Here is a 14,311-nt window from a genome sequence, read left to right as displayed (position 1 = left end):
GCCCGCAAAAGCGATGGCGAGCCCGGCGTCAAGACCATCTGGCGAGGATTGGACCAAGTAATGACCGCAGCTCAAACATTGCAGGCACTACGGGAGGAAGGCGCCTGAGTTGTGTATAACGAGATGGTTCAAGGTCGACGGCCAAGTTGCCTGCGCCGTAGGGCATTTTTTGACGAACCAAGGCAATGATTTGGTTGGCAAAATTGAGTCTCTCGGCTTGTGCCTGGGTCACCGACAAGATGGGAAGTGGCGGCATACGTGATTTCTCCTTTGTTGTTTTTAAACTATTTCACCCTACTCCAGGGTCAGCAATGTCCTATTGCCCACCTGCGGCTGATCGAGGGCACTCAGCCCCAGCACGATCGATTTGAGCTGGTCCGGATAGAAACCTTGTACCAAGCGGACGAAGCGGGCCTGGCCTAAGGTGTGGGACAGAGCATCGAGCTTGTCCTTGCCACCACAGCTTGCTTCATACCGGGCATAGGGCTTGGAATTCGGGCATGCCAATGCGAAGAAAGCGAGGACGCTGCTGCTCAGCGTTATGCTGTCGCTTCCCGTCAGCGTCGTTCTGTTGCTTGCGCTTCTGCTTTTCAAGCGCCTGGACAATGCTGGATGGCATTGAGGCGAATAGCAGTCAATGCCCGCGAGCGGAATGTCGCGGCGGTGCGATTCCGGGCCAATGCCTTTTTTCATCCGCCGCCAAATCACATGATGGCGCAGCACCCGCCACGCGATTTCGGCACGTAGAGCGCCTGCGTTCTGGTCGTCATGGCGCGGTTCTTTCCTTGCGAGGTTTTGTGTCCGGCAGGGTCGACGATGTAAGTCATGAGCTTGTCCGTGTAACCGCATACCGTGACGCTGCGCCAGCCGCTCTTGAAGAGCTTTTTGGCGAGCCTGTCGGCGAATGACGCGTCGGCCCCATTCGCTACCGCTGATTCGCACGCGAATACTTTGATTTTCCCTGAAAAGGACTTGCTCAGGCGTCCATGGAAGATGCCAATCAGTCCCTCAATCGACATGTCTGCGGCGTGGTCGGAGGATTGGAGCGCATCGGCGCCCGGGGCGCAGTGCCCGCGGATGTATAAAACGTCGTCCACACCCTGCATCAGATTGAGCGCGCCGTTTAAATAAGGGTCATCCGTGCAAACAATATTGGTTGCCACGATCTTGTTCCAGCCCGGCCGTTGAGCAGCCGCGACGCTCTCGATCGCCCGGTCGCGCAAGTCGGTGAATTCTGTTTCCTGATCGCGAAATTGCTGCAGTATTGTGGCGGCCCGCGACGAATTTTGCATCGTACCCAACAGCGTTATTTTTGATTGAATCGTGGCTAATGCCGACTGTGCGTTGCTCAGCCTTGCCTGGGCACCCGGATCGATGTTTCCACCCTTGGTGGAGATCAAATGTTCCGCGCTATGAGCTAGCTCAAACGGAATTAACACAACTGTCGTCATGGTGTTTCCCTGTCAAAATATGGTGGCCGGTGCAGAGGCATGTGCTGATGTAGCCATCATCGTCGTCCCTAGCGATTCGACAAAAAACAATTAGAAAAATTAGGATGCCTACCTGATGCCGGCTCCATAAGCGGACAGAGCCTGTCGCTCCGTCCGCACCGTTGCTCCCCGATCTGCCCGGCGTGCGCCCAGGACGCTTTCCAGCTTGTTGAAATAGGGGCTACCCATTACTACACAAGTGTATAATAATTCGCATGAACCGTCCCTCTCAAAAAATCGATGCCCAGCTGATCGCCTCCGGCATGGTCCTGCTGCCCCAGACCGGATGCGCTGGGCTGTCGGTGCGCAAACTCGTCGAACACGCCGGGGTCAACCTTGGCATGTTCCACTACCACTTCAAGAACAAGGACAATTTCCTGCGTGTGTTGCTGCAGCACATATACGAGGAAATGTTCGCCGCCCTCACGCTCAAGGCGCAGGACTCGCGCAGCGCAGCGCAGAACCTCGATGGCGCCCTGCGCGTGCTGGCCGGTTTCGCCTGCAAGCACCGCCACCTGCTCTTGATGCTGCTCTCGGAAGCGACGCGCGGCGAAGCGCTGCCCGTGACGTTCCTGCGCGAGAACCTGCCGCGCCACATCGCGGTGCTGGCCCAGCTGCTGCGCCGGGGCCAGGCCGAGGGCGACATCATCGACGCCCCGACCATGCAGCTGCTGCCGTTCATGCTGGGGGCCATCGCCGGTCCCCTGTTTGCCGGCGGCGCGCTCGAACGCCTGCCCGCCGCGCCGCCCGAACTGGCGGCGCTGGCGCAGCAGGCGCTGTTGTCGGAAGCGGCCATCGCCCTGCGCATCGACCTGGCCATGCGCGCCGTTCTCACCGCTCCAAAGGAGTCAGCGCCGCCATGAACCTGTCCCTGCTCGCACGCCTCTGCGCCACGGCCCTGCCGCTCACCCTGTGCGTGGCCTGCGGGCCGGCGCGCGACGACGCCTTTCCCGGCTACGCCGAAGGCGATTACGTGCGCCTGTCGGCGCCCCTGGCCGGTACCTTGACCGCAGTGCACCTGCGGCGCGGCGACCGGGTGCTTGCCGGCGCGCCGGCCTACGTGCTGGAACAGGCCAGCGAAACGGCGGCGCGCCAGGAAGCGCAAAGCCGGGTGGGCCGGGCCGAGGCGCTGCTGGCCGACTTGCGCAAGGGGGCGCGCAGCGATGAACTGGCGGCTTTGAGGGCCGCGCAGCGCGAAGCCGAAGCGGCGCTGGCGCTGTCGCAGGCGAACCTGGAACGCGAGCGCAAGCTGGTGGCCGACAAATTCATCTCGCGCGCCCGGCTCGATCAGTCGACGGCGGCACTGGCGGCCGACCGCGCCCGGTTGGAGCAGGCCAGGGCGCGCCTGCGCGGCGCCGGCACCAGCGCCAGGAGCGACCAGGTCGCGGCGGCGGAAAAGGAAGTCGAGGCCGCGCGCGCCCAGCTGGCGCAGGCACAGTGGAAGGTCGACCAGAAAGCCCAGGCGGCGCCGATGGGCGGCATGGTCAGCGACGTGGCCTACCGCGCCGGCGAATGGGTGCCGGCCGGCGCGGCCATCGTCACGTTGCTGCCGCCGGCGAACATCAAGGCGCGCTTCTTCATTCCCGAAACGGCGCTGGGCAAGATCCGGATGGGACAGGGCGCCATCATCGCCTGCGACGGCTGCGCGCAGCCGGTGAAGGCGCGCATCACCTTCGTGTCGCCCGAGGCGGAGTTCACCTCGCCGCTCATCTACAGCAAGGAAAACCGCGCCTCGCTGGTGTTCATGGTGGAAGCGACGCCCGAGCCGGGACAGGCGCTGCTCCATCCCGGCCAGCCGCTGACGGTGCGTACGGAGCCGAAGTCGTGACCGCGCCGGCCATCGTCATCGACGTGCAGGGCCTGACCAAATCCTACGGCGGGCGCATGGTGGTCGACCATGTCGACATCCGCGTAGAGCGTGGCCGCATTTACGGCTTCCTGGGTCCGAACGGCAGCGGCAAGACCACCACCATCCGCATGCTGTGCGGCCTGCTCACCCCCGACCAGGGGCAGGGCCGTTGCCTCGGTTACGACATCAGCACCGAGGCGCGCGAGATCAAGAAGCAGGTCGGCTACATGACGCAAAAATTCGGCCTGTACGACGACTTGAGCATCGAAGAAAACCTCGACTTCGTCGCCCGTGTCTACCAGATCGCCGGACGGCGCCAGCGCATCGCCGATACGCTTGAACGGCTTGGCCTTTCCAGCCGCCGCGCGCAGCTGGCCGGCTCGCTCTCGGGCGGATGGAAGCAGCGGCTGGCGCTGGCGGCTTGCCTGATCCACGATCCGCAACTGCTGCTGCTCGACGAACCGACGGCCGGCGTCGACCCGTCTGCGCGGCGCGAGTTCTGGGACCAAATCCACGACCTGGCCGCCGGCGGCATGACGGTGCTGGTCTCGACCCACTACATGGACGAAGCGGAACGCTGCCACCAGCTGGCCTACATCGCCTACGGCAAGCTGCTCGCGCGCGGCAGCGTGGCCGAGGTGATCGCCGGCGCCGGCCTGCATACCTGGTCCTTGTCCGGGCAAAACTTGCAGCGCGCCGCCCACAGCCTGCGCGGCGCTCCCGGCATCCGTACCGTTGCGCCGTTTGGCATGACGCTGCATGTGAGCGCCAACTCCGCCGACGCGTTCGCGCAGGCGCTGGCGCAGCCGCCGCTGGCCGCGCTCACGGCCACGCCGATCGAGACCAGCCTGGAAGACGTCTTCATCGCGCTGATGCAGGACGCGCAGGATAACTTCGGCGGAGCGGCGCCATGAACTGGCGGCGCATGCTGGCGGTGCTGCTCAAGGAACTGCGCCAGGTCGGGCGCGACCGGCTCACCTTCGGCATGATGGTCGGAATTCCGATCATGCAACTGATTTTGTTCGGCTTTGCCATCAACGGCGACGTGCGGCACTTGCCGCTGGCGGTGGCCGACCTTGACCGCAGCGTGTTCTCGCGGCGCCTGGTGGCGGCGCTGGAGACGTCGCAGTATTTCCGCATCGTGCGCCACGTCGGCGGCGCGGCCGAGGGCGATGCGCTGCTGGCGCGCGGCGAGGTGCAGTTCGTGCTGGTGGTGCCGGGCGACTTTTCGCGCCGGCTGGTGCGCGGCGAACGGCCGGTGATCCTGCTGGCGGCCGACGCCACCGATCCGGCGGCCACCGGCAATGCGCTGGCGTCGGTCAATGCCATCGCCGCGCGCGCCATCGGCGCGGAGCTGCGCGGGCCGCTGGCGCGCCTGCGTCCGGGCGAGGCGCCCTATGAAATCCGCAGCCAGCGCCGCTACAATCCGGAGGGGCTGACCCGCTACAACATCGTGCCCGGCCTGATGGGCGTCATCCTGACCATGACCATGGTGATGATGACGGCGCTGGCCATGACGCGCGAGCGTGAACGCGGCACCATGGAAAACCTGCTGGCCACGCCGGTCTCGCCGCTCGAAGTCATGATCGGGAAAATCGTGCCATATATCTTGATCGGCTACGTCCAGGTGGGCGTGATCTTGCTGGCGTCCTGGCTGGTGTTCGATGTGCCGATGGTGGGGAGTTTGTTGCTGTTGTCGGGCGCGCTGGTGCTGTTCATCGCGGCAAATCTCGCGATCGGCTTCACGTTTTCGACTATCGCGCGCAACCAGATGCAGGCCATGCAGCTGACCTTCTTTTTCTTCCTGCCGTCGATGCTGCTGACCGGTTTCATGTTCCCGTTCCGGGGCATGCCGGGATGGGCACAGGCGATCGGCGAAGTGCTGCCGCTGACGCACTTCCTGCGCATCACGCGCGGCATCATGTTGAAGGGGAACGGGCTGGCCGACGTGCTGCCGCACGCATGGCCGATCGCGCTGGCGATGGGCGTGGCGGGCACGGTGGCCATGCTGCGCTACCGGCAGACCCTGGATTGAAGCGGCCGCCGGTTCTACAATTTAACCGCCGCTCGCGCGCGGCTTGCGGCGGCGCCGGATCAGCGCACCCAGGCCGATCACGCCACCGAAGGCGATGCCGGCCACCGGCAGCGGCACCAGGCTCGATGTTTTCTGCGGCGGCGTATTGGCGTCGCGCAGCGCTTCAGGGAAGGGGCGCGGTCCGACCGGAACGATTTTCCAGTCGGCCTGGTTGGGCGGCGTGCGCTTCATGAATTCGCTGAACGAGAACACCGGGTTCGATCCCATCACGCGGCTCGACGGCACTTGCGGAATGCGCACCAGCACCAGCGCCTCGATATCGTTTTGCAGCTGCTTTTCGTACGCCGTCAGCTTGCGCGCCTTGCCCTTGGTGGCGCCCACCAGTTGCAGCAGGTCGTTGCCGGCCGCCTCGAATGCCACCGCCGGATACAGGCGCACCTGTTCTTCGGTCAGGTAATCGTAGATCTTGCGCCCGCTGGCCAGGCTCATGTCCTTGGCCGACAGGTAGGCGTATGCGCCCAGCGCCTTGATATTGCTGGTCGGTCCGCGCTGCGGGATATTCCAGCCCAGGCCCTTGAATACGTCCAGGCTGATGCCGGCGCAGTTGGCCTTCGCATGCTGGTAGGTGAAGTCGTGGCGGTAGAAGTGGTTGAACACGCGCTGCACGCCGCCCTGGTAGGCGGCCGCCGTGCGCGCATTGCTCAATACCGCCACCAGCATGTACGACGGCCGGTAATACTGCTGGCCGCTGTTGAGGTCCATCAGGTAGTTATCCATCGGGACGGGCGCGGCGATGATGCCTTTTTCGCTGACCGAATCGAGGTTGTAGAAGTTATTGACGATCCAGTCCGACCACTCGCCCTCGCGGCCAAGGTGGCCGGTGGCGACGGCGAAGTGGCCGCCGTAGGCTTCGTCGTCGTCGCCCTGGGCGCCGTTGAGCATCACGCCGAGCACCGGTTTTTCCTGCCACTGGCGGGTCTGGCCGGGTTTGCGCTCCCACAGCAGGCGGGTCGAGAACGGGCTCGATGCGCCGCCGCCTTCCGCGCGCACGTAAGTGGCGAAGGTTTCATCCTTGGCCAGCGGCTGCTGGCGCATCTTGGCCTGGTCGATGGTGAAGTCCTTCGGCCAGACGGTGCGCGCGACGAACGACGATTTGCCTTCCGCTTCGCTGTAGGTGCCACGCATGCGCACTTCGCGCCTGGCGAAGAAGGCGGTGGTCTTGGGGTCCCAGTACGACAGGTTGCTGGCGATCTTGGGCGCCAGCGCCAGGTCGGTCACGGCATCGTCGGCGGTGCGCACGTGGGCGCCGTCCGGCAGGATGTAGGCGTCATCGAGAATGTGCGGGGCGCCCAGCCACACCAGGCCCGGAAGCGCCAGCTGGTCGCGGGTGCCGTCCGGCGCCCATTCCTTGGTGCCGCGCACGATATCGCCGCCGCGCGTGAAGCTCGATACCGGCTGCGAAGGCAGCGGCACGGCCAGCACTTCGTTCTTGAAATACCATAAGCCTTGCTTGACCGTGACGCAGTCCGGGCAGTTGCCATTGCTGAGCCGGAACTGCATGGCCGGCACCAGCCCGAGTCGTTCCCCGGCGAGGGCGCTTTTCAGCCCTGCCGGTTCGCTTGCCTGTGCGCCGGATGACATCAGCAGCACGCCGGCACCGAGTAAAGAACGGGTTTTCAACATAAGTTGTCCTTGAGCGTGAATGAGTAAAACCGCAAGCTTGCAAATCTACACTGGTTGCGTGACAACATCATGATTTTAACTGCTTTAAGGCAAGAAAAAGGGTAGCGGAGACACAGTTTTCAGTGTTTCCTTGTGTCAGGGAAACAAGTAGTCTGCTTGTATTTCATTGTCGGCAACGCAAGCATGCGCTGGGCGCGGGATTAATCAAGCGTCCAGGTGTGGTCCATTTTGATAACATCCCGCACCGGTTTGCCGGCCAGGCGGCCCGGGAGGAAGCTGCACCTGGACAGCGCCTTGATCGCGGCGTCATCCCACAGGCGGTGTCCGGCGCTTTGCTCGACGCGGGAATGGCGCACGCGGCCATCGGGCCCGATGACGAACGCGATCTTGACCGTGTCCAGGTCTTCGATGCGCATGCGGGTCGCGGGCCACTGCGGCGCCGGGCAGGAGCCGGCGACAACGGAGGCTGGAATGCGGGCGGGGGAGGCATCGTGTGCCTGCGCTGGCTGGGCCAGCAGCAGGCACGCGGGGAACAGAAAATGACGCATGAATCAGGCTGGGCTCAATATGGATGTCCGTGCGAGGATGCCAATGTACACCAATCGCTTGCCGCCAGCCCGAACCATGTTTACAGCTGGCTCATGCCACCATCGATAATCAGCTCGGTGCCCACCACGAAGGCCGATTCCGGCGCGGACAGATACAGCACCGCGCTGGCCACTTCGTCCGGCGTGCCGAAGCGCTTGAGCGGAATCTGCTGCGCCACCTTTGCGACCATGTCGTCGCGCTGCGCCGGGGCCAGGCCCAGGCGGCCGTAGAGCGGCGTTTGCACCGGTCCTGGACTGACCACGTTGACGCGCACGCCGCGTTCCAGCAGTTCGGCCGACAGCGTCCTGGCGAACGAGATCAGGGCTGCCTTGCTGGCCGCATAGACCGACGAATTGGGCATGCCGATGTGCGCATTGATCGACCCGTTCAGCACCACCGCCGCACCGCGCTTGAACAGCGGCGTGAGCGCCTGGATGGTGAAGTAGGCGCCCTTGACGTTGATATCGAAGGTCTGGTCCCACAGCGCGGCGTCGACGCTGCCGAACGGGGCGAATTTGGCCACCGCCGCATTGACGAACAGGGCGTCGAGCGTGATGCCTTGCTGCGTCAGCAGCGCCGCCAGTTCCTGCGCCGCGCCGCTGTCGCCCTGGTCGATCCGCAGCGCCAGGGTGGCGCCGCCGATCTGCTCTTTGGCCTGGTCGAGCGTGGCCTGGTCACGCCCGGTGATCACGACGCGCGCGCCTTCCCGGGCGAAGGCGATGGCGGTGGCCAGGCCGATGCCGCTATTGCCGCCAGTGACGAGTACGGTTTTGTTTGCGAAGCGGTTCATGGTGAAACTCCTGTCGGTGTCGAGTGAAGCGGCGAGGTGCGCCGCGTTGAAACCACTATAGGATCAATGAATCGGTCAATCAAAGCCCGGGATATTGATGGTATATTCAGTTTTTCTGAATGACCGGAGCTGCCGTGGACCGCTTGCGCGCAATGGAGGTGTTTGTCGAGGTGGTGCGCAAGAACGGCTTTGCGCGCGCGGCGGAGTCGCTCGATACGTCGCCCGCCAACGTCACCCGCATCGTGGCCGACCTGGAAGCCCATCTCGGCACGCGCCTGCTCAACCGCACCTCGCGCAAGATGTCGCTCACCGAGAGCGGCGAGGCGCTGTACCAGCGCGCCAAGGCCATCGTCGACGACATGGCCGAAGTCGAAGCGATCGCCGCGTCCTCGTTGCAGCCGCGCGGCCTGCTGCGCATCAATGCGCCGGTCAGCTTCGGCATGCTTCACCTGGCGCCGCTGTGGCCGCGCTTCATGACGCTGCATCCCCAGGTCGAACTCGATATCGCCCTGGTCGACCGCGTGGTCGACATCGTCGAAGAGGGCTACGACCTGGCGCTGCGCATCTCGCGCCAGGGCTCCGCCTCGCACGCGGCGCGCAAGCTGGCCACCTCGCGCAATGTCTGCTGCGCCGCGCCGGCCTACCTGGAGCGGCACGGCACGCCGCGCGTGCCCGCCGACCTGCGCGAGCACCAGTGCATCGGCTATCGCTACGCCGTGGCTGGCGACGAATGGCACTTCACCGATGACAGCGGCGCCGCGCACGCGGTCCGGGTGCACTGCGCGCTGCGCTCGAACAATGGCGACACCGGCCGCGCCGCCGCGCTGGCCGGGCTGGGCGTGGTGTGCCAGCCAACCTTCCTGATCGGCCCCGACCTGCGCGCCGGGCGCATGGTGGCGCTGCTGCCCGGCTACCACCTGCCCGATATCGACGTGCTGGCGGTGTACCCTAGCCGGCGCCAGCTCAGCGCCAAAGTCCGGGCCATGATCGATTTCCTGGCGGCCGAACTGAGTGGAACGGCGCCATGGGACAAAAACTGAGATAGACTTGTCCCACCTTTCCACTACCGCGTAAACACGATGGCGATCCTGTCCGAACTGGTTCTGTATCCGATCAAATCCTGCGCCGGCATCTCCGTGCGCGAAGCCACGCTGACCCGTTCCGGCCTGTCGGTCGACGCGGTGTACGACCGCGAATGGATGCTCATCGATGAAAACGGGCAGTTCCTCACGCAGCGCGAGCATCCGCGCATGGCGCTGATCACGCCGCGCCTGTTGTCGGACACGCTGGAGCTGCGCGCGCCGGGCATGCTGCGCCTTGAAATACCGCTCGGGCTGCCCGACCCGGACCACGAAATCACGCGTGAAGTGATGGTCTGGGAAGACACCGTATTGGCCTACGACTGCGACGACACCACCGCCACCTGGTTCTCGAAAGCGATCGGCGTCCCGTGCCGGCTGGTGCGCTTCCACGCCACCGCCGCCCGTTTTTCAAGCACCAAGTGGACCGGCGGGCTGGCCGAGCCGACCCTGTTTTCGGACGGCTATCCCTTGCTGGTGGTGGGCCAGGCGTCGCTCGACGATCTCAATCAGAAGATGCTGGCGGCCGGGCGCGCGGTCCTGCCCATGAACCGCTTTCGTCCGAATATCGTCATCGACGGCATCGACGCCTTCGAGGAGGATTACGCCGACCATTTCGCGCTCGGCGCGGCGCGCCTGAAACCGGTCAAGCCGTGCTCGCGCTGCCCGATTCCGGCGGTCGACCAGGCCACCGGCGAGCCGGGTCCCGATCCGCTCGACATCCTGCGCACCTACCGCAGCAAGGCCGTCATGGACGACAAGATCTGCTTCGGCATGAATGCGATCGTCACCGACGGCGATGGCGAGCGCCTGCAAGTGGGCCAAGCGGTGACAATGACGCTCGCATTCTGAGGCTGCGGCGGCGCTGTTGGCGGCGATGCCCCATGCGATTCGGGTAAATTTTTCGTTTTCAAGGCGGGCCGGATCGCGTAAGGTGGCACTATTGTCGAGGTCGACAGAAAAAAGGTGGGAACCGTATGCATGATCCCGGCGCTCCGGCGCGCGATGTGGAAGCCGAAAACGAGTCCTTGCGCGCGCGCCTGGACTACCTGGTGGAGCAGGCCGAGCGCAATCACGAGATCATGTGCCGGCATCAGGCGTTCGACCTGGAGATCGTCGGTTCGGACAGCTTCCAGGCGCTGATCGGCACCATCTTCAGCAGCCTGCCGGCGATTGCCGGACTCGATATCGTGACGCTGAGCCTGGTCGACGAAGATGCCGATATCCGCACCGTGATGGACAAGCTGGGCGTGGACTTCAACGCTTTCCCGCACCTGATTTTCGTGGACGCGGTGGCGGCGCTGGGCTTCGTGCCGTCGCGCAGCGAGGTGTTCACGGGGCCACCCAAGCCGATGCTGGGGCCTTATCACCCGGCCGGCCACCAGCCGATGTTCCCGAATCAGCCGCCCGGCCTGCAAAGCATCGCGCTGGTGCCGCTGCTGCGCAACAAGCGCCTGATCGGCAGCCTGAACCTGGGCAGCCTGGATGACACGCGTTTTACGCCGGCCATGGCCACCGACTTCATCGAGCACATGGCATCGATCATCGCGATCTGCCTGGAGAACGTGATCAGCAACGAGATGCTCAAGTATATCGGGCTGACCGATTCGCTGACCGGGGTGTACAACCGGCGCTATATCGACCGCCGCCTGCTGGAAGAAATCGGCCGCGCGCGGCGCCAGGCGTACCGCATTTCGTGCCTGTACATCGACATCGACCATTTCAAGCAGGTCAACGACAGTAGCGGGCACCAGGGCGGCGATGAAGTGCTGCGCGAGGTAGCCGCCCGCATCAAGGCGGAGTTGCGCTTGTCGGACGCGCTGGGGCGCTTCGGCGGCGAGGAATTCGTGGTGCTGCTGATCGATGCGAATCTCGACAGCGCGACCCAGGTGGCACAGCGGATTTTGCAGAGCATTGCCGGGACGCCGTTCACGCTCTCAAGCGGGGAGCGGCTTGCGGTGTCGGTGTCGATCGGGGTGGCGACGCTCGACGATTTCGAGCGCGATCACGCGATCGAGGGCGTGGCGCAGGCGCTGGTGGCGCATGCGGATACGGCGCTGTACAAGGCGAAAGAGGGCGGGCGCAATCGGGTGGTGTCGTTTACGTAATCGTCGTTCCCGCTGCCGTCGATCCGTCAACCACCGCCGTCGTTTCTGGCAGTGCCAGGAGCGCGGCGGTGGTTGACTGAACGGCGGAAAAGTGGCGGAGCGACGGCTCGACGGGACTAGTACCTCGTCTCAGTGGATTTGAAGGGTTCAGGCAGCCTCCTTTATTGCGTCCTCCTGGCGCGCTTGCTCAAGTGGCTGATAGACCCGCCCGAGTTTAGTGCGCGCCTTCTCTATGGTGAACATCCATTCTGCTGGTCAATGCTTGCGATTGGGGCTTCTTTTCCTTGACGGGGCTGCATTGAAGGCTGGCACGCCATACTTACTCCGCGTTTGCCAGCGACGAGGCAAGCTGCGGTCCCTCCTCGCCACGGTTTAGTCTTGCGCTCACGGCATATTGCTTGAAACGAGCAGCATCGAGGGTCGCCGTGCGCTTTTGCTTTGGATCGAGTCAGTGGCGCGCTTCGCCCGGGCTGACCGCGATCTACTGGATTCAACTATGCATTGCATGATAGCTAGCAAAGATGACGATGCCTGCGCCGATGAGAATTGCCACTCCACCGGCAATCAGAAATGTTGGCTTTGCGTCCATCATTGTCATCGGATCATTCCCTGATGAGTTTTCACGTGCCAGTGCGAGGGACGCTCCTATCAGTGCCAGCGAGATGATCATTCCAATAATTTCCCGCCTTTTCAAGAGGCTTGGCATCGGATCAAGCGAAACCGGAAAAATACTCAGGAGATCGAGAGCGTAGACGACGGCAAAGCCTAAACCAGCGATGGCTGTGGCATGCGCAACCCATCGGCCGCCTTTCAGGACAAAATAGACGAGTGCCAAGCTGCCTATGCCCAGCGTCGTAAGGAATATATTGAATAGGATGACCGGAGCCTCCCCAATATTGGCAAAGTTCCTAGTCTCGATTGGTCCACCTGGAACCATAGTTGAAAATAGCAGAACCGAGACCAAGGTCAGCGCAGCGACGAGTTTTCGAGTTAGTGTCATACTTTTTCCTCTCGTTTCGCCCCCGGCACAACCGAAAGGCGCTAGTTGTGTTCAAAGCGTCCGATTAACTTTGCTGTAACCGCAAGGCTGCCGTTATTAGCATGACAAAGCCTGCGAGTTGCGCCTCCGCCGATATGGGGGTGAAAGCGATACGGCTCATGAATCCGTCAACGCAGGCGATGATAGTCGCGGCCGCTTGAAGGGTGCTGATCTCATCTGGAACTTCTCCGCTAACTTGTGCCTTGCCTATGATGGCGCCAAGAGTGTCGATCATGCGGATTTCCGCGCGCCTGAGGGTCGCTGCGACCTCTTCTTGTCGAAAGGATTCTGCCAAGATTTCTAGCCTCAGAGCATGGGATTGCCGGCCAGGCGGTGTCTCAAAGAGCGCCTTTCCCAAGCTCATAATTCCTTGTTTGAGACTTTTCGCGTCGTTGAGGCTTTCGATGAGCGCAAGATCGCCGGCGAGATTTTCCTCGATCAGAGACATGATCAGATCGTCCTTGGTCGCGAAGTATTGATAGAGATTGGCCCCGCTCACGCCGGCCTCGGCACTGATCTCTGCCGTGCTCGCGGCGTGGAATCCCTTGCGGGCAAAGACGCCTCGCGCTCCATTGATGATTTGCCGCCTTCGCGCGGCACGCCTGTCGGCGTCGACGGGACGTCCTAGTCGCGATGGATTCATTGTGCTCATCCCCTTAATATAACTGATTAGTTCATTATATAACTAGTACCTCGTCTCACTGGATTTGAAGGGTTCAAGCCTCCTTTATTGCGTCCTCCTGGCGCGCCTGCTCAAGTGGCTGATAGACCCGCCCGAGTTTAGTGCGCGCCTTCTCTATGGTGAACATCCATTGGATTTGTGCAGCGGCGTCGTTGCGGCATTTTTCCCAGACGGCGATTTCCCGCACCAAGGTTTCTTTATCTGCAATGCAGCGCGCCAAGCACTGCTGCTTGAGAACGCTGATTTCGACCATGTTGAGCCAACTGGCATGCTTGGGCACATAGTGGAACTCCAGCTTACGTGCAATGCGGCGGGCCGCACCGGGCTCAAAGGTGTTGTACAGGGCGGCGATGGAATGGGTTGAGAGATTGTCCAGTACGACACGGATCACGTCGGCCTCAGGCCAATGCACATCGACCAGCGCCTGCATCTGCTGCGCAAACTGGCGGGAAGTTCGTTGCTCGGTGACTGCGACATGGCGCCAGCCTGCGTGAACACCGTAGAACACAAACAAGTTTGCCGTACCGTTGCGCACGTATTCGTAATCGATGCGTGCGGGTGTGCCCGGGGGGGCCGGCTCGGCCCGGCGCGCATGCCCGATGAGTTGGGTCGGGCTTTCGTCGAAGCACACTACCGGGCGCCTGGGATCGTGCGGCTCGGCGTACAGGTCCAGTACGTCCTCCATACGCGCGACATACTCGCTGTCGACCTTGGGCACACACTACATTTTCTCTTGCCATGGCTTGAGCTCGTTTTCAGCAAGCCGCCGCCCAACGGTGGCGCGGCTTAAGCTGTCGTGTCCGGTCAGACGCACCATTGCATCGGCCAGCAGCTCCAGCGTCCAGCGTGCCTGCCCTTCGGGCGGTGCCGAACATGCCGTCGCAATGAGCAATGCTTCTTCGTTGCCCGATAATTTGCGACGACCTTCAGGGCGGGGTGCCTCGTGCAAGGCGGCCTCAAAACCTCCT

14 protein-coding genes and 1 pseudogene are annotated in these 14,311 nt (G+C 63.1%); 7 read left to right on the top strand and 8 right to left on the bottom strand.

Translation table 11 applies throughout. The features are described 5' to 3' along the window. Positions 1-294 precede the first annotated feature (294 nt). Together F2P44_RS31890 and F2P44_RS31885 are read right to left on the bottom strand one after the other, a co-directional pair. The gene (locus F2P44_RS31890) at positions 295-693 is read right to left on the bottom strand and encodes a hypothetical protein (protein WP_167093712.1); all 399 of its coding nucleotides are present in this window, start codon (positions 691-693) and stop codon (positions 295-297) included. Between the two features lie 11 nt (positions 694-704). After that, complete coding sequence (locus tag F2P44_RS31885) at positions 705-1,451, bottom strand: hypothetical protein (protein WP_167093710.1); 747 nt, start codon at positions 1,449-1,451, stop codon at positions 705-707. Positions 1,452-1,705: 254 nt separating this feature from the next. Here F2P44_RS31885 and F2P44_RS31880 point away from each other — a divergent pair, with 254 nt between their 5' ends. Genes F2P44_RS31880 through F2P44_RS31865 form a run of 4 tightly spaced genes read left to right on the top strand, consistent with a single transcriptional unit; the run spans position 1,706 to position 5,374 of the window. After that, complete coding sequence (locus F2P44_RS31880; RefSeq protein ID WP_167093708.1) at positions 1,706-2,353, top strand: TetR/AcrR family transcriptional regulator; 648 nt, start codon at positions 1,706-1,708, stop codon at positions 2,351-2,353. After that, the gene (locus F2P44_RS35205; protein WP_167093706.1) at positions 2,350-3,318 is read left to right on the top strand and encodes an HlyD family secretion protein; all 969 of its coding nucleotides are present in this window, start codon (positions 2,350-2,352) and stop codon (positions 3,316-3,318) included. The genes F2P44_RS31880 and F2P44_RS35205 overlap by 4 nt, the downstream gene beginning before the upstream one ends. Further along, the gene (locus tag F2P44_RS31870; RefSeq protein WP_370662776.1) at positions 3,315-4,253 is read left to right on the top strand and encodes an ABC transporter ATP-binding protein; all 939 of its coding nucleotides are present in this window, start codon (positions 3,315-3,317) and stop codon (positions 4,251-4,253) included. Before F2P44_RS35205 ends, F2P44_RS31870 begins: the two co-directional genes overlap by 4 nt. Next, positions 4,250-5,374, top strand: a complete 1,125-nt coding sequence (locus F2P44_RS31865; RefSeq protein WP_167093704.1) for an ABC transporter permease — start codon at positions 4,250-4,252, stop codon at positions 5,372-5,374. The genes F2P44_RS31870 and F2P44_RS31865 overlap by 4 nt, the downstream gene beginning before the upstream one ends. Positions 5,375-5,395: 21 nt before the next feature. Here F2P44_RS31865 and F2P44_RS31860 read toward each other — a convergent pair whose 3' ends face one another. The 3 genes from F2P44_RS31860 to F2P44_RS31850 all read right to left on the bottom strand — a co-directional run bounded on the left by F2P44_RS31860 (position 5,396) and on the right by F2P44_RS31850 (position 8,435). Further along, positions 5,396-7,057 (bottom strand): hypothetical protein, encoded by a 1,662-nt coding sequence (locus F2P44_RS31860; RefSeq protein ID WP_167093702.1) that lies wholly within the window; start codon positions 7,055-7,057, stop codon positions 5,396-5,398. 200 nt (positions 7,058-7,257) lie between these two features. After that, positions 7,258-7,605, bottom strand: coding sequence for an energy transducer TonB (locus F2P44_RS31855; RefSeq protein ID WP_167093701.1), 348 nt, complete (start codon positions 7,603-7,605; stop codon positions 7,258-7,260). A gap of 80 nt (positions 7,606-7,685) precedes the next feature. Then, the gene (locus F2P44_RS31850; RefSeq protein WP_167093699.1) at positions 7,686-8,435 is read right to left on the bottom strand and encodes an SDR family oxidoreductase; all 750 of its coding nucleotides are present in this window, start codon (positions 8,433-8,435) and stop codon (positions 7,686-7,688) included. Between the two features lie 134 nt (positions 8,436-8,569). Between F2P44_RS31850 and F2P44_RS31845 the strand changes: the two genes are divergently transcribed. From F2P44_RS31845 to F2P44_RS31835, 3 genes are all read left to right on the top strand, one after another. Next, positions 8,570-9,475, top strand: a complete 906-nt coding sequence (locus F2P44_RS31845; protein ID WP_167093697.1) for a LysR family transcriptional regulator — start codon at positions 8,570-8,572, stop codon at positions 9,473-9,475. Between the two features lie 39 nt (positions 9,476-9,514). Next, positions 9,515-10,366: an MOSC domain-containing protein gene (locus F2P44_RS31840; RefSeq protein ID WP_167093695.1), complete on the top strand. Its 852-nt coding sequence runs from the start codon at positions 9,515-9,517 to the stop codon at positions 10,364-10,366. 125 nt (positions 10,367-10,491) lie between these two features. Continuing rightward, positions 10,492-11,622 (top strand): GGDEF domain-containing protein, encoded by a 1,131-nt coding sequence (locus tag F2P44_RS31835; RefSeq protein ID WP_167093693.1) that lies wholly within the window; start codon positions 10,492-10,494, stop codon positions 11,620-11,622. Positions 11,623-12,112: 490 nt separating this feature from the next. Here the strand turns inward: F2P44_RS31835 and F2P44_RS31830 are convergent, their stop codons facing one another. The 3 genes and pseudogenes from F2P44_RS31830 to F2P44_RS31820 all read right to left on the bottom strand — a co-directional run. After that, on the bottom strand, positions 12,113-12,622 hold the full coding sequence (locus F2P44_RS31830) for a DUF8051 family protein (protein WP_167093691.1): 510 nt from the start codon (positions 12,620-12,622) through the stop codon (positions 12,113-12,115). Between the two features lie 64 nt (positions 12,623-12,686). Next, positions 12,687-13,304 (bottom strand): TetR/AcrR family transcriptional regulator, encoded by a 618-nt coding sequence (locus F2P44_RS31825; RefSeq protein WP_167093689.1) that lies wholly within the window; start codon positions 13,302-13,304, stop codon positions 12,687-12,689. A 73-nt stretch (positions 13,305-13,377) separates the two neighbouring features. Next, positions 13,378-14,310, bottom strand: a pseudogene (locus F2P44_RS31820) (IS630 family transposase); the annotation flags it as partial. Position 14,311 lies beyond the last annotated feature (1 nt).

Origin of the sequence: Massilia frigida (assembly GCF_011682175.1) — a bacterium.
Taxonomy (GTDB): domain Bacteria; phylum Pseudomonadota; class Gammaproteobacteria; order Burkholderiales; family Burkholderiaceae_D; genus Telluria_A; species Telluria_A frigida.
The sequence above is the reverse complement of the archived record's forward strand: the minus strand, read 5'-3'. Positions and strand labels throughout refer to the sequence as shown.